We start from the raw sequence: 24,472 nt of genomic DNA, 5'->3' as shown, positions 1-24,472 counted from the left end.
CGTCGCAGTGTTACCTGCGGGAGGAAAACTGCTGGCGCCGCCCTCCCCCAACGGAGAGCGCGGCGCCAGCGGGTGTACTACCGACAGGACGGTTGGCCTGCTGGCCGGCTGGCTGTGGCTACCGCCTGGCCGGAAGCCGACGGCGGAGCCGCACCATCCCGTAGATCGCCAACAGGCTGGCCAGGAGGCCCAATGCCCAGCCGAGTGCCGGCTGCCCTGTCACTTCCATCCAGACAGTGACCACCAGCAGGACTACGGCCCAAAAGCCGAGGAATCCGATGATGATGTCAAAGTCCTCACCGGACCGCGCCCTCCGGCGTTCACTTCCCGCCCTGACGGACTTCCGGGGGTGGGAAGCTTCTCCTGTCACTTGACTGCACCCGCTGTCAGGCCGGCCACGATCTTGCGCTGGAAGACCAGCACCAGGATCACCAAGGGAATGGTAACGATGGTGCCGGCAGCCATGATCGCCGTGTACGGAATCTGCTGGGGCTGGGCCCCGGCAAAGTTGGCGATGGCGACGGTCACTGGCTGGGTGGCGTCGTTGGACAGCTGGCTGGCAATCAGGAATTCATTCCAGGAGGAGATGAAGGCCAGGATCGCCGTGGTGAAGATTGCCGGAGCGGCCAGCGGCATGATGACTTTCCGGAACGCCTGGCCCTGCGTGCAGCCGTCCACCCGGGCAGATTCCTCGAGCTCCCACGGCATTTCGCGGAAGAAGGATGTCATGGTGTAAACGGTCAGCGGCAGGACAAACGAGATGTTCGGAATGATCAGTGCCTGGTACGAGCCCATCCAGCCGATGTTGGTGAAGAGCTGGAAGAGCGGGGTGATGAGGGCAACGCCCGGGAACATGGAAGCTCCGAGGATGAAGCCCAGTACCAGGTACTTGAACCTGAAGTTCAGCCTGGCCAGTGCGTAGGCGGCAAAGACGCCGATCAACAGCGAAATTCCGGTCACCATCACACCGATGAAAATACTGTTCAGCAGTGCCTGGCCGAACCTGTTGCCGAAGGACGTGTCGAAGGCAGTGACGAAGTTGTCCATCGTCACGTGGGTGGGCAGGATCGAGGTGTCGTAGGTGAAGGCCACCTCGCGGAACGCGGTCACCACCATCCAGTAGGCAGGTGCCAGGCACCAGATCAGGATGACGGCGGCGCTGATATACGTGCGCGCCTGGGCCCACTTCTCGCGGTTCTGGGCCGTCTTGCGCCCCTTGTCCTGCCGCGCCCGCAGGTCCGAGGCTGCTGTTGCCGTGGTCATTTCTTCCCCTTACCGGTGGCGCCGCTTTGTTCGACCACGTTCGCGCCCAGGAACCTGACGAAGATAAAAGCGACCAGAAAGATGATGATGAAGGTGATAGTTGACAGCGCTGCCGCCGAATTAAACCCTTGCCGGATCTGGTTGATCACCAGAATGGAGAGCGTTGTGGTGTTGTTCGCGCCTTCGGTGAGGATGTAGGGAAGGTCGAACATACGCAGCGCGTCCAAGGTACGGAACAGGATTGCCACCATCAGCGCAGGCTTTACCAGCGGCAGGGTGATCATCCGGAACCGCTGCCAGGCAGAGGCGCCGTCCACCTTGGCGGCCTCGTAGACCTCCGCCGGGATCATCTGGAGCCCGGCAAGGATCAGGAGGGCCATAAACGGCGTGGTCTTCCAGGTATCGGCGATGATGATTGCCCATTTGGCCGGCCACTCGCTGCCCGTCCACAGAATGGAAGCATTGAACAGCTTGTTGGCGATGCCCTGGAAATCGAAGATGAAGAGCCACAGCTGCGCGGTCACGGCAGTGGGGATTGCCCACGGAACCAGGACTGCGGCACGGATCAGGCTGCGGCCCTTGAACGTCCGCGCCATGATCATGGCCATCCAGAAGCCCAGCACGGTTTCCAGCGTCACGGTGACAATGGTGAAGAAAAACGTTGTGCCGGTAGCTGTCCAGAACTGCGAGCCCAGGGTGCCCGGCGGGCAAGCCACGGTACCGCCTCCGGCGGTGGAGCACTGCTGGGCAAGCCAGTTGATGTAGTTCTGCAGCCCGGCGTTACCGCCCTGAACGAACAGCCCGGTGGCCGGATCAAGGCCTGCGTCCTTCTGCACGGACATCACAATGGCGCTGATGATCGGGTAAATGATCACCACGCCCAGGGCGATGATGGTGGGAGCCAACAGCCATGATGCCCACTTGCCCTGGCTCAGGATCTTGTTGTCTTCACCTACGCCCTTGGGCCCATGGTGAATCTCGGGACCGCCCGACGCCGGCTTTTTGACCGGCGTCGGGCCCAATTCGGTTGCCATGGCTAAGCTACGATCCTGCGCCGGCGGACTCGATGGACTTCTGCATATCGGCAAGAGCCTGTTCCGCAGTCTTCTCACCCTTCAGCGCGGCGTAGGCGTTGACCTGGATGGCTTCGGTAACGGCCGGGTAGAACGGCGTGACCGGACGCGGAACTGCATTCTCGATCGAGGTCTTCAGGACGGGCAGGTACGGCAGCTTGGCCACCAGTTCCTGATCGTCATACAGGGCAGTCAGCACCGGAGCCAGGGAACCCTGGGTGGCGTAGAACTTCTGGGTTTCCTCGGACGTGATGAACTTCAGGAAGTCCAGCGCCGTGGCCTTGTTCTCGGAGTAGACGCTCACACCAACGTTGTGGCCACCCAGTGACGAAGCACCGGGGCCGTCCTTGCCCGGGAGGGCTGCCATTCCCAGCTTGTCCTTCACGGCGGAGGAAGCCTCAGTGGTGGCCAGGTTGTAGACGTACGGCCAGTTGCGGTGGAACAGCAGCTGCCCGGACTGGAAGGCACGGCGGCTTTCCTCTTCCTGGTAGGTGATGGCTTCTGCCGGAATGTTGCCGTTCTTGAAGGCTTCCGTCAGGTTCTCGAGGCCTTCCTTGGCTTCCGGAGTGTTCAGGTTGGGCTTGCCCTGGTCGTTCAGGACGGAACCGCCGAACGAGTTGATGGCCTCCGACGCGTTGACGGTCAGGCCTTCATACTGCTTGAACTGTCCGGAGTAGCAGCCGATGTTGTTGGCCTTGGCGATGGAGCACATCTCCATCATTTCGTCCCAGGTCTTGGGAGGCGTGGCAACCAGGTCCTTGCGGTAGTACAGGATGCCGCCGTCGGAGTTCTGCGGTGCAGCGTAGAGGGTTCCGTTGTAGGAGGCGCCTTCAACGGTGGACTTCAGCATCTTGGACGTGTCGATTGCCATCTTGTCCTTGAGGGGCTGCAGCCAGCCCTTCGCCGCAAATTCGGCCGTCCAGACCAGGTCAACGGCAGCGACGTCGTAATCAGCGTTCTTGGCCTGGAAGTTCTGGACCAGATCATCGTGCTGCTGGTCGGCCTGGTCGGTCTGCTCCTTGAAGGTGACCTGTTCATCAGGGTGGGAAGCGTTCCACTTTTCAATCAGGGGACGCACAACGTTGCTGTTGTCCTTGCCCTGCACATAGGTGATGGGGCCGCGGCCGTCAAGGCCTTTATCGGCGTCGCCGCCACCACCGCCCGTGGTCCCCCCGCCGCCGCCGCCCGCACAGGCGGAAAGGGTCAGGGCCAGGATGCCGGCAGTAGCTGCCGGGAATAAGAATTTACGGGTTTTCATTTGCTTGAAGCTCCTCGCTGAGTGACAAGTATGTCGACAGTGCGCTTGATGTGGTGACCATCACACTAGTAACGTTGCCGTGAGAAATGCAAGCGTTTACATCAAATAGTTACATGAGAGGAACCAAATGGTCCACACAGACGTTCCCGCCCCGGATTCCACGTTAGGATCGTGGTGGGCGAGTGCTGTCGTCTACCAGATCTACCCGCGTTCCTTCGCTGACTCCAATGGCGACGGGATGGGCGATCTGCCCGGAGTTACGGTGCATTTGCCCTATCTTCAGCGTCTTGGCGTCAACGCCATCTGGCTTTCACCGTTCTATAAATCCCCACAGGCTGATGCAGGTTATGACGTGGCGGACTACCGCGAGGTGGATCCCCTTTTCGGGACTCTTGCTGACTTTGACACCATGTTGCAGAAGGCTCACAGCCTGGGACTGAAAGTTATTGTGGACCTGGTCCCGAACCACACCTCTGACGAACACGTGTGGTTCCAGGAGGCCCTTGCGGCCGGCCCGGGATCGAGGGAGCGGGACCGTTACATCTTCCGCCCGGGGCGGGACAGGGTTCCCGGGTCCGGCGACGGAAACGTCGCCCCAAACAATTGGAGGTCCATCTTTGGCGGCCCCGCGTGGAGCCGGGTCACCGAGGCCGACGGCAGCCCGGGAGAGTGGTACCTCCATCTGTTTGACACCAAACAGCCGGACCTGAACTGGGACAATCCCGAGGTCCGGGAGGAGATGCGCTCTGTCATGCGTTTCTGGCTTGACCGCGGCGTTGACGGTTTCCGGGTGGACGTTGCGCACGGAATGGTTAAGGCAGAGGGCCTTCCGGACTGGGATGGGGTGGCGGCCATGGTGGAGGGTACCTCCGCGGCTGCCCCGGATCCCCGTCGCACCACGGGCGAAGCGCCCGGGGCCCACACCGACGCCGAGGAACCACACCGGGCAAGGTCGCCGCTGTATCCGCCGTCGCCGTTCTTTGACCAGGACGGGGTCCACGACATCTACCGTGACTGGAACCGGCTGCTGGCATCCTATGGCGGGGACCGGATGCTGGTAGCCGAAGCCTGGGTGGAGCCGGCAGAACGTCTGGCCCGGTACATCCGCAAGGACGAAATGCAGCAGGCGTTCAACTTCGATTTCCTCTTGGCCGGGTGGAATGCCCAGCGTATGGCCAATGCCATCGACGCGTCGCTGAAGGCGGCCGCTTCCGTGGAGGCACCCTCAACCTGGGTCCTGAGCAACCACGACACCGTCCGTCATGCCAGCCGCTTCGGCCTGAAGGACCCCACCATATTCCCTAACGGGATCGCGGGCGGGGACGAGCAGCCGGACGCTGCCCGCGGCCTGGCACGCGCCCGCGCCGCCACTTTGGTGATGTTTGCCCTGCCGGGCTCCGCCTACATCTATCAGGGCGAGGAACTTGGCCTTCCCGAGCACACCACCCTTCCGGACGATGCCCGCCAGGATCCCACGTTCTTCCGCACAAAGGGCGTGGAAACCGGCAGGGACGGCTGCCGCGTTCCGCTTCCGTGGAAAGCGGACGAGCCCGGTTACGGCTTCTCCGACATGGTCACCGGTGCTGTAAGGCACGACGGCGGCACTCCAGACGACGGCGGCCCCGCCCCCAGCGTCGGCGGTCCGGACCGCCCGGCGGCCCCATGGCTCCCGCAGCCCGAGTCTTTCGGTGAGCTGGCTGCCGACAGGCAGGAAGGTGTAGCAGGGTCTACGCTGGAGCTCTACCGTTCGGCGCTGGCACTGCGCGCCGCCCATAATCTGGGGACGGGAAGGTTCCGGTGGGCGGACATCCACCGGCCGGCTGAGGGCGTGTTGGCCTTCCACAATGGCGGCCTCCTGGTGATCTGCAACCTCGGCGAAGGGCCGGTCCCTGTTCCGGCCGGCTACTCACCGGCACTGTCCAGCGGCCCGGCTTCCCAGGCAGCCGCAGGCCTCACCAAGGTGCAGCCAGACTGCACGGTATACCTGCTGGCGGACTGAGATTCACACAGATGACGCCGCGCCCCGTCCGGAGCGCGGCGTCATCTATTAAACAGACTTGCCAATTAGACAAGCCTGGGCAGGAAGCCCGGTCTACTTGCCGGCCTTGAACAGCCCGGCGATCCGTGCGCCGAGACCCTTGGCGCCTTCAGCAACATCACTGGCTAGTTCCTTGGCACTCCCGGTAACATCACCGGCCAGTTCCTTCGCGTTCTCAGCCACGTCGCCGGCAAAGAATTCCTTTGCCTTCACGGTAGCCTCGCCAGCGAACTCCTTGACGTTTTCGGTGGCCTCGCCAGCGAACTCCTTGGCCTTCCCGGTAGCCTCGCCCGCAAACTCCTTGACGTTTTCCGCGGCTTCGCCCACCACTTCCTTGGCCTTGACGGCCGCACCTTCCACTCCGTCTTTGGCTGATCCGCTGCCAGTTACTTCTTCGCTCATGGTGTTCTCCTTGGTTCCCCGGGCAATTTAGTCCGGACGGTGGTCCCCGGCGACGGACAGTGTCCGGCATCGGGAAGATCAGGTGTCCCCCGCCTCACACTACGGCCACAGCTCCCGCCCTTTGCAACATCCGCGCCAGGAGCAGGTCACGGGGTCACGTTGACATGACAAAGCCTGCAACGGCCGGTAATGCGGGCAAGCGAAGTGCAGCGGAGGTCAGCGGACGCGCTCGGCCCGGCTGAAGCGTGTCCGGGCGCCGGCGCCAATGTGGATCAGAACGGGGGTTCGTTTGCCCACCACGGCATCCAGGGCATCCACCAGGGAAACCACTTCGGCTGCCAGGAGGTGGGGCGCCACTCCCTGACGTGGCTGCAGCCTGACCTTCAGGGCGGGGCTGCCCTGAACGTCGTAGGTTGTCACTGTGGCACCGGCCAGGTCCGCGCGCCCGGCGAGAGCTTGCTTCAGGGCCTGCTCGGCCACACCTCCGCCAATCCGCACGTCACCGGGTACCGTACCGGGGTCGTATTCGGAGACCAGCAGGTTGCTCCGGCCCTTTCCCTGCTGGGCAATCCAGGCAACCATGAGCCCAATCAGCACCAACAGGGCAAACGCGACCAGGATCCATAACCAGCTTTCCGGCCTGCCGGGGAACCGGGTGCTGTCGAATGCCTGTCTGATTCCGTTCCAGGCTGAGCCGGACCACGAATGCCACCACGTTGCTACTGCGGGAACCGTAGCCAGCAGAATCAGCAGCAGGCCAACAGCCAGCAACATAGCACCCAGGATGCCTATCAGGATCCGGTTGAGCAGCGCGGGTGTACTGTTCATGCGCCAATCACCCCCGATGTGGCGACATTGACCTGCACCTCAGGTGACGGAACCAGTGCCATTTGGCCAAGTTCTTCCTGAACTGCGGCGAGGACGGCGGTTTCATCCACGGGCACCCCTGACGTGGGCCGGACATTCACGATGACCTGGCGCCTGGAGACCACCACCATGACCTGCTCGGGCGTAACGTTCGCGGCGAGCCGGGCGCTGCGGGCAAGCGCTGAAGCAATGACCTCATCATCCACCACCACTGCCGGCGTGTTTTCCGGATCCGGGCCGGGGCCGACCAGCACATGCCTGGCACGCCTGCCGGGAAGAACAGCGTTGAGGAAGAAAAACAGCCCCACCATCGCAAGGACTGCCCCCAGGGCGCCGAGCAGCAAGGGCGGCAGTCCAGCCGGCAGCGCCACGATGCGCTCCGCAGCCAACTGGGGTTCGATCAGCCACGCCGGCTGCCCAATAGCGTGCACCGCAGCCTCGAGAAGGCCATAGGCAGCCAGCACCATCACCAGGACGGCAGCCAGCGTGGCAACTGCTGCACGGGATGAATGGGTCTCGCGGTGCAGGATCCGCCGCATATCCGGCCCCTGTTCTTCTGCGCCCGGGTTCTCCCTGTCCTGCCGACGTGGCCGTAAGTTCACTGACACCAGGTCATCCTGCCCCTGCCTCACTGGACGCGGCCTCCTTCGCTGATCCGGGCACCGCTGATCCGAATGTCCACCCTGCTCAGGCTGGCGCCACTGAGGGCGGCTACAGTTGCCAGGATCTGCGCCTTGGCCGTGACTGCCCGGTCCCTGATGGTTCCTCCGAAGGCGGCCACGCGGCCGGGGTCCCGTGCCACTGCCTTGAGCGGCGGGATTTTGATAGGTGCGACGAGAGACAGCGCAAGCAGGCCGTCGTCGTCGGACCAGTCTGCCCGGATATCCTGGGCGTCCACGCCCAGCGCATCAGCGGCCGCTGCCTTGGCAAGGCTGGTCAGGGCTTGAGTGCTGATGCGGTTATGGCCGTTCAATACCTGCCCGGGTAAGGCCGGTGCCGGCGAGCTCATGACGAGGAGCGCCGGCCGGTGATGGCATCCAGGACGCCGCGAAGATCCAGTTTCCCTTCGGCGGCGCGGCCCAGCAGGGCACCAATAGCCATAAAGAGCAGCGAAACCAGGAAGCCCCAAAGCCCGAACTCAAAGGACATAAAGGCTACGAAGGCGCCAATGGCGATTCCCACGACGGTCAGGTTCACAGGAGTCCCTCTCTTTCGGTGGTGCCCACTGCCCCGGCGGTTCCGGTCCCAGCTGGGGATTTCACCGGCGGCGCCACATAAACGTCCGTGATTTCAACGTTTACCTCAATGACCTGAAGTCCCACCAGCTCTTCGACGGCCCGGTAAACGGCAGACCTGACCTGATCTGCCAGCGAATGCAGGGGCGTGCCATAGGTGGCAACCAGGTTGATGTCCACTGCCACCTGCGTCTCGCCCACCTCTGCGTGGACGCCTGCAGCATGGTCCGAGCTGCCAACGGCGTCCCGGATGGCGCCGAGCGCACGGGAGGACCCGGAACCCAGCGAGTAGACACCGGGTATGGCGCGGGCGGCAATGCCGGCGACCTTGGCAACGGCAGTTTCAGAGATGACGGTGCGGCCGTGGCCCGGAACCGGTGGCTGCGCAGGACTTGCGGCGGCGTGGTTACGGACAACCGCATCGGGTTGTGGGTTCTGGTATTCCATCAGGCACTCCCCCTTCTGTTGATCCCAACCCTATCCCCTGCATGTGACAACGTGCGTCGAATCCACCGCAACTCCGAATGACAGGTCCTTCCGTTAAGAGCGGAAGACCTGTCATAGCTGAAGACGAACATGGGGACGCCCGCGCAAAGTCGCGGACGTCCCCATTTACTCAAGGCATTATCCAATGCGCCCCGTCAGGGCGCTGGCCACCGAGCTTGCCGGTCACTTGTAGTGGCCGGCACCGCCTACGTTGAGGTTAGTGGGCAGGTAGCCGAACGGGCCGAGGCCGTTCTGGCCGAACGTGCGGTCAACCTGCGAGATACCGTCGCGGAAGTTGATTTTCACGGTGGGTGACAGCGATCCACCACGGACACCGTTCACGTTGTCGATGAAGGACTGCACCAGGCCACCGGGCTGCACGTAGTGCGAGTAGGCCTGGAACTGGCGGCCGTTCTGGAGCGGGTTAGGACCTTCCGGGGCGTTGGCCGGCATGTTCAGGTCGGTCGGGGAACCCAGGGCCAGGCCGCTGTTGTTCATCGGCTGGTAGTCGGAGCGGATGCCGTCGCCCACAAAGCCGTAGACGCCGTCGGGGCCGCGCATTCCGGCAGCGTAGGTGAACTGGTGGCTGATGGTGAACAGGTAGTACTTGTTCTTGCCATTTTCGTTCTGGATGAAGATCTGCGGGCGTTCGGTCTGGTCGTTGACGCAGTTGGCCGACAGGATGGGCGGCAGGAAGGACCACTTGGTCAGGTCCTTGTTCTCGGCCACAGCAAGGCCCACGTTGGCAGTCTGGAACCAGGCGCCGGTGTTGTTGACCTGCTCCAGGCTTTCAGCGTTCGGATCGCCCGGCTGGTAACCCAGGTCCTCCTGCTCGCAGCGGTATTCGCCGCGGGTGCCGCCGGTGTTGCCTTCGAAGACCATAAAGGTCTTGCCGGGGTGCGCCGGGTCCGCGAAGGTGTAGGGATCACGGAAGGCGAAACCCGGGTTCTGTTCCTTTGTCTGGTACATCTTGCCCTCGGGTTCCAGCAGTTTGGTGTGCTCGAAGCCGTCGAAGGTAACGCCGTTCTTGTCGGCGTGGATGCTGCCCAGCGCCTTGGCGATGGCCGCATCGGGGGCGATTCCGCCGCCGCCTGCGTTGCGCTCGGCCACGTCGTAGAAGGTGGTTGCCGTGTAGAAGACGTTGACCTGGTCACCCTGCATCAGCCGGGTGGACCCTGACCATTCGGTGTTGCCGATGGAGGCACCCTCGGCAAACATGTGGCCGCCGTAGTTCCACTTGTCAGTGGCGGGGTCTGCATTGGTCTTGCGGAAGAAGTAGCCGATCCGGGCGTTCCAGTGGCGCTGGTCAAAGCCGTAGCCGGCGTGACGGTCCGCCACGAGCGCGAAGATGACGTCCCAGCCTTTGTAGCTGATCTGGTTTGCGTGCTCGTCGGTCAGGGACCAGGTGTCCCAGACCCAGACGTCCTCGTTCATGGTGGGGAAATCCTCGGGGATCTCCGGCATGGTGACGTCCGGGCTCATGGAGTTTTGGCCGGGAGCCACGGTGGAATCGCTCTGGGCCATGATCTGCTTGGCGTCCGCGCGGGTCCACTTTGCGGTGAAGTCCGACGCCGGATCATGGGCCTGCTGTGTGTGCGTCGTGGGGAGCGGGAAGCCGGGGGTCGGGGCCGGCATCTGCTGTGTGGCCGGCGGATCAGATGGTTCGTTGGCCTGGGCCGACGGAACGGCCAGGAAGGCCGACGCGGCAACGGCCGCCGCCAGAGCTGCGGCGGCAGAACGCCACCGCAGCATCCGGGGTGAATTGGGGTGCTTGTGCATGTTTGCTCTTCTCGCGGAGTTGTAACTATTCGTGGAAGACGGGCAGGTGCCCTGGCCCTTGAAACTCCGGCGGACCCGACAACACGGCAGGCGTCATCGAGGACGCCGTTGTGTCGAGGGGTTGGGGGCATGGGTAGGGCCCCGCAATGTGGTCCAGGTGGTACTGCTTTCCTGGCCTGCCTCCACGTTATGCAGCCTCCGCCGGCCTTTCAAACCTGGGTTTCGGAGGGCCAAAATTGATGTGAGCGTGAACAAATGCAAGCGCTTACATACCGCAATCGCGCGCGCGTGCCATATCGGTTTGGCCTTCGTCAAATGTGGCCCGAAAAATCCGGGTTAGTGAGCAGATTCACGTCCTGGATGCCCCTTAGAGTGTGGGAATGGAGGGACGCGTGTTTCTGATAAGGCCCTGTTCTAGACTTTTTTATATCGAGGATTTAGCTACACCTCCTGGTGGTGCGCGCGCCTTGACGTATCTGAAAGGCAGATCAGTGAAAGCTCGTCTTGCTTTGGCTGGGTCGGCGCTGCTCATCGCACTTACGGGCTGCGATGGCGGATCCACTGTGGACGCCACGCAACACGCATCACCGGTTCCCACGGGTGCGGCGACCGCTTCCTCAGAACCTCGGCCATTCACGGGCCCCGGCACGTACACTTTCACGGCCGACGGCGGCGGCACCGGCACCCTGCAGGTGCCGGGGCCGGCAGCCTCCGATATTGAGGAGCTCCGGACGATGGTGGGCGCCCCGCCGGTCACCTACATCTCGGCAGCAGTTGATAACCGGGAAGGAACCAAGGCCATCAACATGTATTCGCTGAGAATTTACACTCCTGAGGGCAAGGAATTGAAGTACGAAGGGGCCAGCCCCTATGTCGATGATCTGCGCCGCATGCTCCCCCCGGATGCTCCATCCGAAGTGTTCAACAGGTTCATTGAGCTCTCGGATGCCTACCTCGATGATGCCTCGCCCCTGGAGGTCAAGAACTTTGTCCTGGTGGGACCGGAGGTGCCTGCCCAAATCACCGGAATCACGGTCTATCCGACTGGCGGATTCCCGCCGGTAAGTGCTGAACCGGCCGCAGAGTGAGCACACAACACCTCCCGGAGGACCTCAAGTATGGACAGTAGATCCCCATCGTTGCCGCGCGTCGAAGGCGACGATCTCGAGTGGGAGGGCCAACTTCAGACCTGGAACGATGAGCCATTCACCGGAATCCAAGTGTGGCGCTTTCCGAACGGAGCCATCGAGAGCGAAACGACATACAAGGATGGCCTCAGTGACGGCCTGTCGCGCAGCTGGGACGAGCAGGGGCAGCTGCGTGCGCAGTTCACCTGCCGCCTTGGCGCCATGCACGGCAATCGCAAGAAGTGGCATGCCAACGGCCAGCTCGCCGAGGACGGCAACTATGAATGGGGCGTCCGCATCGATGAGAAGGAGTACAACGGGCAAGGTGCGCTGATCAGCGAGTTCACCCTGGACCCGGCCGATCCCGACTCGCAGTACGGCATCCTGCTCAAGTTCAGGGAAGCCTACAATAAGTATCTGTAGGAGGTCCTTTACAGGGGTTCACTGCCACCGCCGTCGAGCAAGCCGGTCTTGGATCAGTGCCGCAATGCCGCAGGTTCCCGGTCGTTCCCGTCGTTATTGCTGACGGGTGCTGATGTCGCGGGCGCCGTGTCAAGGGATTTGGTGAGGTTGCTGCCTTCCGCATCAAGGTCGGGCAGGACACGCTCAAACCACCGGGGCAGCCAGTACGCCCTGTTGCCGAGCAGTGACATCAGGGCAGGAACCAGGGTCATCCGTACCAGGAATGCGTCAGCGAATACGCCGATGGCAAGGGCGAAGCCGATGGACTTGACCACCGGCTCGGTTGCCGTGATGAACCCGGCGAACACGCCGACCATGATCAGGGCCGCGGCCGTGACTACACGCGCCCCGTGGCGGAATCCGAGGGCGATCGATTCGTCGGCGGTCGCGCCATGGACGTGCTCCTCGCGTATCCGGGTCACGAGAAATACTTCATAGTCCATGGCGAGGCCAAAGAGGATGCCCACCAGAAGGATCGGCAGGAAGCTGATGATGGGTCCGGGATTGTCGATGCCGAGGATACTGGCGGCGAAGCCATTCTGGAATACCGCCACCACGGCGCCGAAAGCTGCCATAACACTGAGGAGGAAACCGCCGACGGCTTTGAGCGGGATGAGAATGCTGCGGAAGACGAGCATCAGAAGAACGAACGCGAGCCCGACAATGACAGCAAGATAAGGAACAAGGGCATCAGAGAGTTTCTGCGAGACATCGATGCCTGCAGCGGTGGTTCCGGTCACGTAGACCTGCGCGCCGGTCTGGGACCGCCAGTCGCCGGAATCGTCACGGATGGTATGGACAAGGTCCTCCGTCTGGACGCTGGCTGGCCCGCTCTTCGGAATCACGGTGATCACTGCGGTGTCGCCGCCCTGACCGAACGCCGCCGGGGTTACGACGGCGACACCGGCGATCTTGGACAGGTCCTCGCCAATGGTCTGTGCCGCCTGCTGGGGAGCCTCAGCATTGGCGAGGTCGGCAACGATCACAAGAGGGCCGTTGAAGCCGGCCCCGAACCCGTCAGCCAGGGCCTGGTAGGCCTTGTGCTCGGTGGTCCGGGCAGAGGCGGTCGCGTCGGAAGGCAGCCCAAGGCGCATGTCCAGTGCAGGTATTGCCACGACGCCGAGCGTGATGATGACACCCAGCACCGCCAGGACGCGGTGGCGCAGCACGCCACGGGCCCACCGCTCCCCCAAAGGGACCTTCCCTGCCGCCTGCGCTCCGTTTCCTCCGGCTGCCCGGGCCGCGCGGCCCTTCCGGCCAAGGACACTTTCTCCGGCGAAGCCCAGCAGTGCCGGAAGCAGGGTGATAGCAATAGCAACTGCTCCCAGGACAGTTGCGGCGGCAGCCAGGCCCATCTGCATCAGGAACGGGATGCCCACCACAGACAGCGCGGCGAGGGCGATAATGACGGTCAACCCTGCGAACACGACGGCCGATCCAGCCGTCCCAACCGCCCGGCCCGCCGCCTCTTCCGGGGAATGACCTTCGATCAGCTCATGCCGGTACCGCGAGACGATGAACAGGGCGTAATCGATTCCCACGGCCAGGCCGAGCATGAGGGCCAGGGACGAGGTGTTGGAACCGAGTTCGAAGAAGCCGCTGGCGATCTGGATGCAAAGCATCCCGGCACCGACGCTGATAATCGCAGTCAGCAACGGCAGTCCGGCCGCGACGAGCGCTCCGAAGGTGATCAGGAGGACCAGCGCTGCCATGATGACGCCAATTCCCTCCGTGGCACTCTGCTCCGGGGATGCCGTGACGGCATCGCCACCGAATTCAACAGTCAGGCCGGCGGACTCGGCACTGCGGCCTGCTTGGAAGAGCGCTTCACGCTCCGCCGTTCCCAGGTCAGAGGCCTTCACGGCATAGCTGACAGTCGCGAACGCCGTGCGTTCGTCGGGCGAAACCGCGCGTGAAACGAAAGGATCTGCCACCGCCCTGACATGTGGAAGCTCTGAGACGTTCTTCACCGCAGTCTGGATTGCCTCCTGCGCTGACGGTGTTGCCAGGGTCTGGCCCTCGGCCGCGACAAATACCACCCTTGCTGTAGCCGAATCTGCGTTAGCCCCTGTTCGCGACGTGAGCAAGTCAAGCGCGCGCTGCGACTCCGTACCTGGAATCGAAACCGAATTGGACACGGGACCGGACAACGTTGCGGCGCCAGCACCAAGCCCGGCAAGAACCATGGCCCACAGGATGAGGACCAGACGCCGGCGCCGGAACATACAGCGCCCAAAACGGTACAGAAAAGCAGCCATGACAGGACCTCCTGGAAGGGATTTTGTGTGGATGGAGGATTCGTTCACATCCAAGCCGATTGGCTAACTATCAAGTTAGCCAATCGGCTCAGCTTTTACAAGCCGTTCGGCTAACTTGTGCGTAGAATGGGTGACAAGTGCTTCGGACGAAGGAGCGGATGCAGGCGTATCGTGCCTGCCGCGATCAGGGGGGACTGTGGGGAAACCAAAAGCACCGCGAGGCCAGGGACGCGACCGAGTGGTTGCGGCAGCCCTCGAACTTTTCTCCGAGCGGGGCGTCAGCGGGACCTCCCTGCAGATGATTGCCGATCGCCTGGGAATCGGGAAAGCCGCCGTCTATTACCAGTTCAAGACCAAGGAAGGCATCATCGAAGCGGTCCTCGCGCCCGCCTTCGCACAGATGCGCCGCATCATCGCCGACGCCGACACTTCACAGTCACCTCAGGAGGCGGCCATCGTGGGACTCTCCGGCCTTGTGATCGCCCAACGGGAAGTGGTGGCGGCACTCAGCCATGATCCGGAAGTCCGCCGCTTCCTCGAGACGCACAGCGAGGCAGCCCAGCTCATCTTGCAGTTAGGTGGGATGCTCCTGGGGCCCGAACCAGACACCCGCCACAGGGTGGCTGTTTCCCTGTTCGGCGGAGGACTTGCCAGCGTCGGCATAGATCCGGCCCTGGCCGACATCGACGATGAAGCTCTCCGCAGCGAACTCATAACCCTGGGACAGCTTCTTCTCATGGGGAAGCCGCATCAGAACGGGCCTGCCAGCCCGCCAAATGTTCGGGTCAGGACAGCGCAGTGACCCGCACGTCCTGGTACCCCGCCCGTCCGTCGAAGACATTCAGTCCCACCCGGCCCGACGCCAGGCTGTTATCCACCACATCGATCAGCCGGGCGCCGTCCAGATTCACCGTCAGCCTGCCGCCGTCGGCCTGGACCTCCAGCCGGTAGCTCAGGCCATGCGTGAGCAGCACCGGGACGCTGGCCAAGATGCTGGTGGCGGGATTGAAGGAGCCGTTCTCAAGCTTGAAAATCCGCACCAGCCGCAGGTTTGGATCCAGATTGACGTAGTAGGCGGTAGATCCGTCAGCCGACGCCCGAAGCAGCACGGAGCCGGCGCCGCCATCCCCGCGCTCGGGCGCCAGATCACCGTTGAGCATGGCCCCGGCATAGGCTTCCCCGCCGAAGCGCACCGTCGCCTCCACCTTCACATTGGCGTATGTTCCCGCACTCAGCGCCGTTGAGTCTTTGTCGAATGTTCCCACCAGCCCCGCTCCTGTGCTTTCCCACCGGCCGCCAGGCACCACTGTATAGGCGCCCAGGTTATGCCGTGCTGCGCCGGTTGCCGGCGGCAGAACGGCCGACGGCGGCGCGCTGGTCAGCCTGGAGGTGTCGGCCAGCTGATGGACCGTGGCGGAAACCAGCCTGACGTTCCCGCCGTCGGCGTTCAGGGACAATCCGGTGGAGTCCGGGCCGGGGAAGATGAGCGACGTTAGGGCCGCCGTTCCGTCCCCGCCAAAGACTTCCACGGATGAGGAGTCCACCAGCACCCGCACCCTGACCCGGCGTTCCGTGCCGCCGCCTGCCACCGCAACCGTGGAGGAACTCCACCGTGTGCCGGCGTTGTCCGCCGGATCAGCGGCAAAGTACCTGGTGAAATCCTCCCGGCCGGACCGGCCCCGGTCCAGGGTGAGCGTTCCCGCGCCGGTGTCATAGCGGAGCAGGGTTTCCTGGACCACGCCGTCCACAGTCCCCTTCCGGAGTCCGAAGGAAAAGGCCGACGCGCCCCCGGATGAGGGAACGGCCACCTCGGCCTCCAGTTCCAAAGACCGTCCGGAGGCTCCAGCCAGGGGATTGGCCGACGTGGGCGTCACCAGGACATCCGAGGCCTGCCATAAGGAGCTCCGCAGGCCGTTGAGCTCCGGAACGGGTTCCTGGGCCAGCCTGAGCCCGGCGCCCGGAACGTCTTTCAGGCTGATCTCACGCGGAACGCTCAGCTGGCCGTTCCAGCGGCCCGTGGGCGGGCTGAAGGCATAGTCCCAGTTGCTCATCCATCCGAGCATGATGCGCCGGCCGTCCGGAGCGCCGAAGAAGCTCATGGCGGCGTAGTAGTCCCGGCCGGCATCCGCCTGCAGCACCTGGTCAGGACCGGTATCCGGTGTGAAGGCGGTTCCGTTCCAGGTGCCGGTGACATATTGGGCGGCCGAGCCGTTCGTTGACCGCACTGCTCCGGTGCTCCACCAGAGCACCCAGCGCTTCACCCCGGGCTGGCCTTCGACGGGTAGTTCAAAAAAGTCCGGACATTCCAGCACTCCGCCGCGCACCCAGTTGCCGTATCCGAAGGTGCTGGCGAAGGTCCAGTGCAGCAGGTCTGTGGAGGTGTAGAACCGCAGGTGGTCCCCGGCGGCCACCACCATGATCCACTGACCGGTGGCGCTGTCCCAGGTGACCTTCGGATCCCGGAAGTCCCAGCCGCCGTCGGGCCCTCCGGGATTTTGCACCACGGGTGGGGCCTGCGCCACCTGCCACGTGCGGCCATGGTCCGCACTGTAGGCGGCGCGCACCGACTGGTTTCCGTTGGGTGCATCGTGATTAAAGCTCGTGTAGAACGCCACCAGGCCCTGCCCGCCGCCGAAGAGTCCGGTGGAATCCGTGGCGTCCACCACCGCGGACCCGGACCATGATTCGCCGGCCGCCAGGTGCGGCAGGGCGATGGGCAACTGCTTCCAGTGCAGCAGGTCGGTACTCACGGCGTGGGCCCAGCGGCCGCGGTCCTGGTGGAACAAATGGTATTCGCCGTCGAAATACACCAGACCGTTGGGGTCTGAGCTGTTGCCGGAGTTCTGGCTGTAGTGGAAGCCGGGCTGGTACAGGCCGTTCATGTACGCCGCCACATCGTCCGCCCGGACATTCTGGAAGTAGGCTCCGCCGCCGCCGACGAGCAGCCCGAAGCCCTTTCCTGCGGCAGTCCCGGCCGTCCCGCTGAGCGCCTGAATGCCGTTGACCAGGGCAGTGGCCTGTGTCCCTTGAACGGTGAGCTGGACCCGGTTCAGCTGGCCGGCGGCAAAGCTGTGCGGCGGCATTGCGCCGGATGCAAGGACAGTTCCGCTGGCCCGGTCCTTCAGGACAACCGTCCCGGCGCCGGGGTCGATCCTCAATTCAGTGCCGCCGCTGCCGTCAGCATTGCCGCGGACCACCACGGCGGCCGTGGCCGGGGACGCAACGTCCAGGTCAAGGGACACCACGACGTCGGAGGCCACCGCCGGAATGAAGCGCGCGGCTTCCCCGCCCGCCGGCAAGCCGTCCACCGCGCCGCGCATGCCCCTGGCGTCAGGTTCCCAACTGCCGGCGGCAGTACGCCAGCCTTGGAGCGAACTCTCCAGGCCCTTGAGCGTCATCCCCTGGAAGACCGATTCCCCATTGAAGGACAGAAGTCCGACGTGGCCGGAACCATGGGAGGCGTCCTGGGCTGTGATGACCGGGGCGTAGCCGTTCGGATCAAGGAAGTCGGTCTGCCAGTGGACGGCAAGCTTGCCGCCGTCGGCCGTCACCCGGAGCCGATAAACGTTGTTGACCGTAATGGGTGTGTTGTAGGTGCCCAAAGTCGCGTTGTCGCCGATCCGGTAGAGCCGCAGCCGCCCGGCGTTCGGGTCCACTTCCGCAGCGTAACCTGTGCTGCCGGTGCTGTTGCTGCGGAAGAGGACCGCTCCAACGGCATGCGCGGAACGGATCTGGATGTCCGCGGTGAAATCCGTGACCTGCGCGGTCTGGCCGGTGGCAATGGTCCGGAGGTTGGCGCCGGACCCGGCCGAGCCACGCAAGCCGGTGGCGGTCGCCTGCCAGCCGGGGCCGGAAGTGGTCCAGCCGGTGACGTTCGCCTCCACGGAGCGGGCTGAGGGCTGCCCGAACTGGACCTTGCCGTTGTAGGCAAGCAGGCCCAGATGCCCGCTTTGATACCGCTGGTCCAGGACATCCAGGCGTTCAACGCCGTCCACCGCAACATAGATGCGCGGGCCGTCCACATGAACGTCCACGGAGTAGGTGCGGCCGGTGTCCAGCGGCACGGCTGCTGACGGAACCACGTCTTGCCCGGTGGCGAGGTCGAACAGCCTGACCCGGTCAAGGTTGGGATCGATGGCCACCGCATAGCCGTCGCTGCCGTCTGCCGCGGCCCTGAAAAGCAGCGTCCCCACGCCGTAGGGAGTCCCGGGGTCAACGGACACTCCGGCGGTGTACCGGGCAGTGCCGCTGATCCGTTGTTCGCTGATGGCCGTGCCGTTCTGTCCGGCCGGGACCACGGCGGTGTACCCGGCGTCCGCGGTCCGGGTCCAGGTGCCGCTGTCCGGCAGGGCAACGGCATCGGGAACGGGACTGGTAGTGCTGTTCACCGTGACGGGCGCCTGGCCGGAAGCCTGCGCAGGTCCGGCGAGGATTGCCGGAGCCAGGACGGCCCCCGCGGTCAGCGTGCCGAGCCCAAGGGCGGCTGCGGCGATTCCTGCGACAAGTCTTTTCGGCATTCAGATCACCTTTGATCCTGGGAAATGTGGGCAGCGGTGTGCATCCCTCCCTGCCGCTCATGCGCTTCACCACGAAGAAGGTATGAGCGGCAGGCAGGGAGTATCCGCGGAGATTTCAGGGAAAGAGCGGGCGTGGCCCGTCGAAAACGTCTTCCATCCGCCAGGCGTCGAGTTGCCGCAGCCGGACCGGTCCGACAGCGGACAGGCGCACGCTGCCGCCGCCGAGGGTGGGGTAGGCCCGCGCGGTCAGGGGTTTACCGTTGGCAAAAACCTCCAGCGCAGAGTGGTCCACGATGACGCGAAGCCGCAGCCTGCCGTCCGGGAGGGCAACCGGGCCGGACAGTTCCTCAACATCCACGGATGTGTCCAGGCTGCTGCGCGTGCGGTCCAGCCGCAGATATGACCCTTCGGTACCGTTAGCTGCCTGGCAGCCCACCTCGATGACGGTTTCCTCAGCCATGTCTCCGGTTCCCGAGGGCGTGCCGAGAATGCCGAGCCTGAAGACACTTCCAGGTTCGAGGTCCAGATCCAGTTCAAGATCCAGCTGGTTTCCGTCGACGCCGTCCAGCACCTTGAAGCCGCTGAGAGCTTCCGGGCCCAGCCGGACGTGGCCGTAGCGCAGGGATTCGATTTCAGGTACCGGGGCAAATACCAGCTCCCCCGCAGGGTCCAGGGTGGCAATGCGCGGCAGGCTCATCACGCCGGACCAGCCTGCCTCCACCATCGCCGCGTCCGTGCGGCCCTCCTGGAGCCAGCCGAACATCACCCGCCTGCCGGATTCGTCAGCGAACGACTGGGGCGCGTAGAAGTAACGGCCGCCGTAGTCCAGTCTGTGCAATTGGCGTGGTGTGAACGAATCCCCACTGTAGCGGCCGGTCCAGTACAGCGGATGGCGGGTGGCGCCGTCGTCCCAGGCGGAGAACACCAGGGCGTCCACTTGCGCGTCGCCGCCGTCGGCCCCGTCGCCCAGTGTCCCGGTGCCGGCTCGAAAGAGATCCACGCACTCCCACATGGTGCCTTCCCAGCTGGTGCCTGCCGGATCCCCCGCGGAGGCGTCACCAATGAAGAGCGGCCCCACATACGTCCAGGACCGCAGGTCCTCGGACTCGTAGAGGAAGGCGGTGCCGCCCCTCCCCCGGATGCCCGAGCCCACCAGCTGCCGCCAGCGGGATCCTTCGCGCCAAACGCAATGGTCGCGGTAGGCCGTGATGTCCACACCCGCGGGCGGTCCCGGGATGACGGGGTTTGCATCAAACTTGGTCCAGGTCAGGAGGTCCGGGGAACCTGTTGCCACGCAGGGAAGCTCACGCTCACCCTGCCGGCCGGAGTAGACCAGGGTGGGCGTCCCGTCGTCGTTCACCAGCACTCCCGACCAGCAGCCGTCCGCATCCGGCCCCGCAGTGGGTTCCAACGCAACAGGCTGGTCCGTCCAGTTCACGAGGTCCTCGCTGGTGGCGTGGCCCCACAGGATGCGGTGGTGAAAGGCTCCCTCCGGGTTGTACTGGTAGAAGAGGTGATAGGTGCCATTCCACTGACCCACACCGTTGGGGTCATTCAGCCACCCGCCGGGAGAGACGAAGTGGAAACGCGGCCGGTGCGGGTCCGCTTCGGCCCGGGCCACCAGCTCGTCCCGGGGGACGGTGGCCAGGGGATGGGTCAGTTCAGTCATGCGGATGCCTTGGATTCTGTGAGGGAGCCGTCTGCCGCCGCGAGGGCAGCTAAGGCATCGGAGGAAAGTGCGTGGCCGGCCGCGGCGGCCGGCGGCCGGTACAGGTGGCAGCGCACCCAGTGCCGGTTGGCCGCATCACCCACGGCATGCCGCACCGGTCCGGTGGCGGAGCAGCGCTGCTGCGGATCGCCGTCGAAAGCGCACGACGCCGATTCCATCACCGCAGCCCGCAGTGCTGCCCGTTCGGCGGGATCGTAGGAGCCGGTGCGTGACGGATCCGGCACGGCAGAGACCAGGAGCCGGGTGTAGGGGTGGGCCGGGTTGGCCAGCAGATCAAGCGATTCGCCTTCCTCCACAATTTCACCTGCGAACATCACGGCGATGCGGTCCGCCAAATAGCGGGCAGACGCCAGGTCATGGGTGATGTAGAGCATGGAGATCCCCTGGCTGTCCCGCAGTTGGCGCATCAGGTTGAGGATTCCGATCCGGACGGAGACATCGAGCATGGACGTCGGTTCGTCAGCCAGGATCACGTCCGGCTCCACGGCGAGCGCCCTGGCGATGGCTACCCGCTGCCGCTGCCCGCCGGAAAGCTCATGCGGGTAGGAGTTGAGCATGTCCGGCGTCAGGCCCACCGTGGCCATGAGCTGATCCAGGCGCGTCCGCAGCTGGTCCGGGGTCCCTGCCTTGCCGTGGAGGGTCAGTGACCGGGTGAGGAAGTGCTCGATACGGTGGACCGGGTTCAGTGAACCGAACGGGTCCTGGAACACCATCTGCAGCTGCGACCGGTATTCCCTGGAGGCCTGGAAGCGGTCCCGCTTCAGGACGTTGACGCCGTTGACCAGGATCTGGCCGGCCGTGGGCTTTTCAAGCCGGGCCACGCAGCGGGCCAGGGTGCTCTTGCCTGAGCCGGACTCGCCAACAAGCGCCACGATCTCGCCCTTGCCGATGGCCAGGTCCACACCGCCCAGGGCCCGCACGGATGCCCGGGAGAACAGTCCGCCGCTGTGGAAGTCCTTGACCAGGCCGCGCACCTCCAGGGCTGGAACCTGCTGGGCAGGGGTGTTGGTGCTCATGGCTGCGCTCCTTGCAGAACGGGAAGAGGAGATACGAAGTGCCCGGGCGTGACCTCTTGGAGGTCCGCAATGTCGCTGAACTTCACGCCGTCCGCCAGGCCTGTCAGCGGGACCCGGGGGCCGGTGAGCGGCGGGAAGGCCCCCATCAGGGCCTGCGTATACGGGTGCAGCGGAGCCGTGTGGATGTGCTTGGCCCGCGCAGTCTCCACAATCCGGCCGCCGTACATCACGGCCATCCGGTGCGAAAGCTCCACCATGAGGGACATGTCGTGGGTGATGAAGAGGACCGAAAAGCCCAGTTCGTGCTGCAGTTCCTTGATCTGGGCCATAATCTCCTGCTGCACCACCACGTCCAGGGCGGTGGTTGGTTCATCCAGGATCAGCAGCGAGGGCTTCAATGCCACGGCCATGGCGATCACCGCACGCTGGCGCATCCCGCCGGACAGCTGGTGCGGATACGACTTCAGCCGGGCAGGGTCGATCCGGACCAGCTCAAGCAGTTCCGCGGCCCGCCGCAAAGACTCCTTCCGGGAATAGCCAGCATGCGTGGTGTAGATATCCACGATCTGGTCCCCGATGGTCATCACCGGGTTCAGCGAGTTCATGGCCGACTGGAACACCATGGCCACGTCCTGCCAGCGGAAGCGCCGCAGCTCCTCGCTGCCCATGGACAGGACATCCTTGCCGCCGAAGCGGATGCTGCCGCCGGAGATCTCCGCGGGGTCGCGCAGCAACCGCATGATGGCGTTGGCAATGGTGGACTTGCCGCAGCCGGACTCGCCAGCCAGGCCGAAAATTTCGCCCACGCCGATGCTGAAGGAAACGCGGTCGACGGCAATGGTGGACCGGGTGTCACCGCGGTACTTCACGGTGAGGTCCTTGATCTCCAGCACCGGTTCGTGGGAACCGAAGGAAGTTTGGGAAACGGTCATGCTGCTGCTCGCTTTCCGGAGGTAGCGGACTTGGTGGCTGCCGGCTTGGTCTTCCGGATCTTCCGCAGTCTGATTTTCCTCAGTCGAGGGTTGGTGACCTCATCCACCGCGTAATTGATAAGCGACAGCGAGAAGGCGACCAGGGCAATGCACAGGCCGGACGGGATGAACACCCACCAGCTGCCTGTCAGCAGGGCGCCTTCATTGCCTGCCCAGTAGAGGTTGTTGCCCCAGGAGACCGTGCTGACGTCCCCCAGGCCAAGGAACTCCAGGCCGGCCTGGGCGCCGATTCCGTAGATGATGCAGGCCAGGAGCGTGCCCATCACGATGGAGGCCATGTTGGGCAGGATCTCCCGGAACATGATGCGCAGCGGCCGTTCACCGGTCACCACGGCGGCGGCAACAAAGTCCTTGGAGCGGATGGACAGGGCCTGCGAGCGCAGCACCCGGGCCGAACCCGCCCAGCCGGTGACCACCAGGACCAGGATCACGGTGCCAAGGCCCGGCGGCAGGAAAGCTGCCAGGATCACCAGCAGCGGCAGTCCCGGCAGGAGCAGGAACACGTTGGTGGTCAGGGACAGGGCCTCGTCGATGAACTTGCCAAAGTACGCGGAGGCCAGCCCCACCAGGATGCCGATGAACGTGGAGGCAAAACCCACGGTCAGGCCCACCAGCAGTGAGCTGCGCGCCCCGTGGATGGTCAGCGCCAGGACGTCCTGGCCCTTGGCTGTGGTGCCCAGCCAGAATTCAGCGTCGGGTTCCTGGGATGCCATGCCCGTGATCTTGGAGGGGTTGTCCGGATACAGCACGGGGGCGAGCAGCGCCAGGGCGATGAAGATGAGCAGGATGGCGGTGCCGGCCATGGCCTTCTTGTTGGTCAGCAGCCCGTGCAGGAGTGTCCTGTTGGGCTGCCGGACTGAGCCTTGGGGCGGAAGTCCGGCGCCGCCGTCGGACGTCTGTCCTGACGATTTGCCGGGACGGGAGCCGGCGAGGGTCTCTGCCGAAATGGTGGAGGCTGTGGTTGCGATGGAGCTTGTCATGGTCCGTCCTTCCTAGTTGCTGCGCACGCGCGGGTCGAGGCGGACGTAGAGGATGTCCACCAGGAAGTTGGCCAGCAGCACGGCGGCCGTGATGGTCAGGAACAGGCCCTGCATGAGCGGATAGTCCAGGCCCTGCACGGCGTTCAGGAGCTGGTAGCCCACTCCTGGGTAGGCAAACACCACCTCTGTCAGGAGCGCGCCGCCCACCACAAAGCCCAGGCTCATGCCGAAGCTCGTGACCGACGGCAGCATGGCGTTGCGGGCGGCGTAGCGGAACATGATCCGCCCCGGCCGCAGCCCTTTTGCCTCTGCCATGGTGATGTAGTCCTCGGCGTTGGTGGCGATCATGGTGTTCCGCATGCCCAGCATCCAGCCGCCCACCGAGACCAGCACGATGGTGAGGGCCGGCAGCACCAGGTGCATGCCGACGTCGGACATAAACTCCCAGCTGAAGCTGGGCTCAATCGTGTCGCTGAAGGCGTGCCGGATGGGGAACCAGCCCAGGGTGACGCCGAACAGGTACAGGGCGCCCATGGCGAGCCAGAAGTAGGGGAAGGATCCGATGAAAATCAGGATCGGCGGGAGGGCGGAGTCGATGGCGCCTCCACGCCGCCACGCCGCCAGGATTCCCAGCAGGTTGCCCACGACGGCGGCAATCACCAGTGCGGTCCCGCCCAGCAGGAGCGTCCAGCCCACTTGGGAGGCAATGACCTCTGTCACCGGGGTGGGGAAGCGGGAGATGGAGACACCCATCTGCCCGGTGAGCATGTTGTGCAGGTAACCGATGTACTGCTCCCACAGGGGCCGGTCGTCCACGCCGAGGAGCTTGCGGAGCGCCTCGATCTGTTCGGGCTGCATCCGGTCCTGGGTGCGGGCAAACATGCGGGACACGGGATCTCCGGGCATAAAGCGCGGGAGCAGAAAATTCAAAGTGATGGACACCCAGAAGGCAATCAGGTAGAAACCCAGGCGGCGCAGGATAAAGCGCAC

General features: G+C 64.3%; 22 protein-coding genes. 4 read left to right on the top strand and 18 right to left on the bottom strand.

What is annotated here, in order from left to right; genetic code table 11:
- Positions 1-118 precede the first annotated feature (118 nt).
- The 4 genes from F8G81_RS03185 to F8G81_RS03170 are packed head-to-tail and all read right to left on the bottom strand — an operon-like array spanning position 119 to position 3,594.
- Positions 119-370, bottom strand: coding sequence for a hypothetical protein (locus F8G81_RS03185; RefSeq protein WP_267277587.1), 252 nt, complete (start codon positions 368-370; stop codon positions 119-121).
- The gene (locus tag F8G81_RS03180; RefSeq protein WP_267277586.1) at positions 367-1,263 is read right to left on the bottom strand and encodes a carbohydrate ABC transporter permease; all 897 of its coding nucleotides are present in this window, start codon (positions 1,261-1,263) and stop codon (positions 367-369) included. Before F8G81_RS03180 ends, F8G81_RS03185 begins: the two co-directional genes overlap by 4 nt.
- The gene (locus tag F8G81_RS03175; RefSeq protein ID WP_267277585.1) at positions 1,260-2,297 is read right to left on the bottom strand and encodes a carbohydrate ABC transporter permease; all 1,038 of its coding nucleotides are present in this window, start codon (positions 2,295-2,297) and stop codon (positions 1,260-1,262) included. Before F8G81_RS03175 ends, F8G81_RS03180 begins: the two co-directional genes overlap by 4 nt.
- A gap of 7 nt (positions 2,298-2,304) precedes the next feature.
- Entirely contained in the window at positions 2,305-3,594 is a 1,290-nt protein-coding gene (locus F8G81_RS03170; protein WP_267277584.1) for an ABC transporter substrate-binding protein, read from the bottom strand.
- A gap of 127 nt (positions 3,595-3,721) precedes the next feature.
- Here F8G81_RS03170 and F8G81_RS03165 point away from each other — a divergent pair, with 127 nt between their 5' ends.
- Positions 3,722-5,593 carry a glycoside hydrolase family 13 protein gene (locus tag F8G81_RS03165; protein WP_267277583.1) on the top strand — a complete coding sequence of 624 codons (1,872 nt, stop codon included), beginning with the start codon at positions 3,722-3,724 and terminating at the stop codon, positions 5,591-5,593.
- 93 nt (positions 5,594-5,686) lie between these two features.
- Here F8G81_RS03165 and F8G81_RS03160 read toward each other — a convergent pair whose 3' ends face one another.
- The 7 genes from F8G81_RS03160 to F8G81_RS03130 form a co-directional block, all read right to left on the bottom strand.
- The gene (locus F8G81_RS03160; protein WP_267277582.1) at positions 5,687-6,034 is read right to left on the bottom strand and encodes a hypothetical protein; all 348 of its coding nucleotides are present in this window, start codon (positions 6,032-6,034) and stop codon (positions 5,687-5,689) included.
- Between the two features lie 216 nt (positions 6,035-6,250).
- The gene (locus F8G81_RS03155; RefSeq protein WP_267277581.1) at positions 6,251-6,862 is read right to left on the bottom strand and encodes a hypothetical protein; all 612 of its coding nucleotides are present in this window, start codon (positions 6,860-6,862) and stop codon (positions 6,251-6,253) included.
- Complete coding sequence (locus F8G81_RS03150; protein ID WP_267279390.1) at positions 6,859-7,440, bottom strand: DUF6286 domain-containing protein; 582 nt, start codon at positions 7,438-7,440, stop codon at positions 6,859-6,861. The genes F8G81_RS03155 and F8G81_RS03150 overlap by 4 nt, the downstream gene beginning before the upstream one ends.
- Positions 7,441-7,529: 89 nt before the next feature.
- On the bottom strand, positions 7,530-7,910 hold the full coding sequence (locus F8G81_RS03145; protein WP_267277580.1) for a hypothetical protein: 381 nt from the start codon (positions 7,908-7,910) through the stop codon (positions 7,530-7,532).
- On the bottom strand, positions 7,907-8,098 hold the full coding sequence (locus F8G81_RS03140) for a hypothetical protein (protein ID WP_267277579.1): 192 nt from the start codon (positions 8,096-8,098) through the stop codon (positions 7,907-7,909). Before F8G81_RS03140 ends, F8G81_RS03145 begins: the two co-directional genes overlap by 4 nt.
- Entirely contained in the window at positions 8,095-8,583 is a 489-nt protein-coding gene (locus F8G81_RS03135) for an Asp23/Gls24 family envelope stress response protein (RefSeq protein ID WP_267277578.1), read from the bottom strand. Before F8G81_RS03135 ends, F8G81_RS03140 begins: the two co-directional genes overlap by 4 nt.
- A gap of 222 nt (positions 8,584-8,805) precedes the next feature.
- A complete protein-coding gene (locus tag F8G81_RS03130; protein WP_267277577.1) occupies positions 8,806-10,401 on the bottom strand; it encodes a glycoside hydrolase family 68 protein in 1,596 nt (531 codons plus the stop codon).
- A 491-nt stretch (positions 10,402-10,892) separates the two neighbouring features.
- On the opposite strand from F8G81_RS03130, the gene F8G81_RS03125 reads away from it, so the two are divergent.
- Positions 10,893-11,489 carry a hypothetical protein gene (locus tag F8G81_RS03125; RefSeq protein ID WP_267277576.1) on the top strand — a complete coding sequence of 199 codons (597 nt, stop codon included), beginning with the start codon at positions 10,893-10,895 and terminating at the stop codon, positions 11,487-11,489.
- Positions 11,490-11,519: 30 nt separating this feature from the next.
- On the top strand, positions 11,520-11,951 hold the full coding sequence (locus F8G81_RS03120) for a toxin-antitoxin system YwqK family antitoxin (protein ID WP_267277575.1): 432 nt from the start codon (positions 11,520-11,522) through the stop codon (positions 11,949-11,951).
- Between the two features lie 53 nt (positions 11,952-12,004).
- Here the strand turns inward: F8G81_RS03120 and F8G81_RS03115 are convergent, their stop codons facing one another.
- On the bottom strand, positions 12,005-14,248 hold the full coding sequence (locus F8G81_RS03115) for an MMPL family transporter (RefSeq protein ID WP_267277574.1): 2,244 nt from the start codon (positions 14,246-14,248) through the stop codon (positions 12,005-12,007).
- A gap of 238 nt (positions 14,249-14,486) precedes the next feature.
- Between F8G81_RS03115 and F8G81_RS03110 the strand changes: the two genes are divergently transcribed.
- The gene (locus tag F8G81_RS03110) at positions 14,487-15,050 is read left to right on the top strand and encodes a TetR/AcrR family transcriptional regulator (RefSeq protein ID WP_267277573.1); all 564 of its coding nucleotides are present in this window, start codon (positions 14,487-14,489) and stop codon (positions 15,048-15,050) included.
- Here the strand turns inward: F8G81_RS03110 and F8G81_RS03105 are convergent.
- The 6 genes from F8G81_RS03105 to F8G81_RS03080 form a co-directional block, all read right to left on the bottom strand.
- Positions 15,034-18,765, bottom strand: coding sequence for a glycoside hydrolase family 32 protein (locus F8G81_RS03105; RefSeq protein WP_267277572.1), 3,732 nt, complete (start codon positions 18,763-18,765; stop codon positions 15,034-15,036). The genes F8G81_RS03110 and F8G81_RS03105 overlap by 17 nt on opposite strands.
- A 115-nt stretch (positions 18,766-18,880) precedes the next feature.
- Entirely contained in the window at positions 18,881-20,434 is a 1,554-nt protein-coding gene (locus tag F8G81_RS03100) for a glycoside hydrolase family 32 protein (protein ID WP_267277571.1), read from the bottom strand.
- Positions 20,431-21,510: an ABC transporter ATP-binding protein gene (locus tag F8G81_RS03095; protein WP_267277570.1), complete on the bottom strand. Its 1,080-nt coding sequence runs from the start codon at positions 21,508-21,510 to the stop codon at positions 20,431-20,433. Before F8G81_RS03095 ends, F8G81_RS03100 begins: the two co-directional genes overlap by 4 nt.
- Positions 21,507-22,442 (bottom strand): ABC transporter ATP-binding protein, encoded by a 936-nt coding sequence (locus F8G81_RS03090; RefSeq protein ID WP_267277569.1) that lies wholly within the window; start codon positions 22,440-22,442, stop codon positions 21,507-21,509. The genes F8G81_RS03095 and F8G81_RS03090 overlap by 4 nt, the downstream gene beginning before the upstream one ends.
- The gene (locus F8G81_RS03085) at positions 22,439-23,482 is read right to left on the bottom strand and encodes an ABC transporter permease (RefSeq protein ID WP_267277568.1); all 1,044 of its coding nucleotides are present in this window, start codon (positions 23,480-23,482) and stop codon (positions 22,439-22,441) included. The genes F8G81_RS03090 and F8G81_RS03085 overlap by 4 nt, the downstream gene beginning before the upstream one ends.
- Before the next feature lie 12 nt (positions 23,483-23,494).
- Positions 23,495-24,472 carry an ABC transporter permease gene (locus F8G81_RS03080; RefSeq protein WP_267277567.1) on the bottom strand — a complete coding sequence of 326 codons (978 nt, stop codon included), beginning with the start codon at positions 24,470-24,472 and terminating at the stop codon, positions 23,495-23,497.

The sequence above is a fragment of the Arthrobacter sp. CDRTa11 genome (genome assembly GCF_026427775.1).
Taxonomy (GTDB): Bacteria; Actinomycetota; Actinomycetes; order Actinomycetales; family Micrococcaceae; genus Arthrobacter.
The sequence above is the reverse complement of the archived record's forward strand: the minus strand, read 5'-3'. Positions and strand labels throughout refer to the sequence as shown.

Excerpts from the sequence above, each read along its gene's own strand:
- F8G81_RS03130 (WP_267277577.1), bottom strand. The coding sequence starts at position 10,401 with ATGCACAAGCACCCCAATTCACCCCGGATGCTGCGGTGGCGTTCTGCC.
- F8G81_RS03160 (WP_267277582.1), bottom strand. The coding sequence starts at position 6,034 with ATGAGCGAAGAAGTAACTGGCAGCGGATCAGCCAAAGACGGAGTGGAA.
- F8G81_RS03175 (WP_267277585.1), bottom strand. The coding sequence starts at position 2,297 with ATGGCAACCGAATTGGGCCCGACGCCGGTCAAAAAGCCGGCGTCGGGC.
- F8G81_RS03085 (WP_267277568.1), bottom strand. The coding sequence starts at position 23,482 with ATGACAAGCTCCATCGCAACCACAGCCTCCACCATTTCGGCAGAGACC.
- F8G81_RS03115 (WP_267277574.1), bottom strand. The coding sequence starts at position 14,248 with ATGGCTGCTTTTCTGTACCGTTTTGGGCGCTGTATGTTCCGGCGCCGG.
- F8G81_RS03170 (WP_267277584.1), bottom strand. The coding sequence starts at position 3,594 with ATGAAAACCCGTAAATTCTTATTCCCGGCAGCTACTGCCGGCATCCTG.
- F8G81_RS03180 (WP_267277586.1), bottom strand. The coding sequence starts at position 1,263 with ATGACCACGGCAACAGCAGCCTCGGACCTGCGGGCGCGGCAGGACAAG.
- F8G81_RS03120 (WP_267277575.1), top strand. The coding sequence starts at position 11,520 with ATGGACAGTAGATCCCCATCGTTGCCGCGCGTCGAAGGCGACGATCTC.
- F8G81_RS03145 (WP_267277580.1), bottom strand. The coding sequence starts at position 7,910 with ATGAGCTCGCCGGCACCGGCCTTACCCGGGCAGGTATTGAACGGCCAT.
- F8G81_RS03135 (WP_267277578.1), bottom strand. The coding sequence starts at position 8,583 with ATGGAATACCAGAACCCACAACCCGATGCGGTTGTCCGTAACCACGCC.
- F8G81_RS03165 (WP_267277583.1), top strand. The coding sequence starts at position 3,722 with ATGGTCCACACAGACGTTCCCGCCCCGGATTCCACGTTAGGATCGTGG.
- F8G81_RS03150 (WP_267279390.1), bottom strand. The coding sequence starts at position 7,440 with ATGCGGCGGATCCTGCACCGCGAGACCCATTCATCCCGTGCAGCAGTT.
- F8G81_RS03095 (WP_267277570.1), bottom strand. The coding sequence starts at position 21,510 with ATGAGCACCAACACCCCTGCCCAGCAGGTTCCAGCCCTGGAGGTGCGC.
- F8G81_RS03105 (WP_267277572.1), bottom strand. The coding sequence starts at position 18,765 with ATGCCGAAAAGACTTGTCGCAGGAATCGCCGCAGCCGCCCTTGGGCTC.
- F8G81_RS03100 (WP_267277571.1), bottom strand. The coding sequence starts at position 20,434 with ATGACTGAACTGACCCATCCCCTGGCCACCGTCCCCCGGGACGAGCTG.
- F8G81_RS03155 (WP_267277581.1), bottom strand. The coding sequence starts at position 6,862 with ATGAACAGTACACCCGCGCTGCTCAACCGGATCCTGATAGGCATCCTG.
- F8G81_RS03090 (WP_267277569.1), bottom strand. The coding sequence starts at position 22,442 with ATGACCGTTTCCCAAACTTCCTTCGGTTCCCACGAACCGGTGCTGGAG.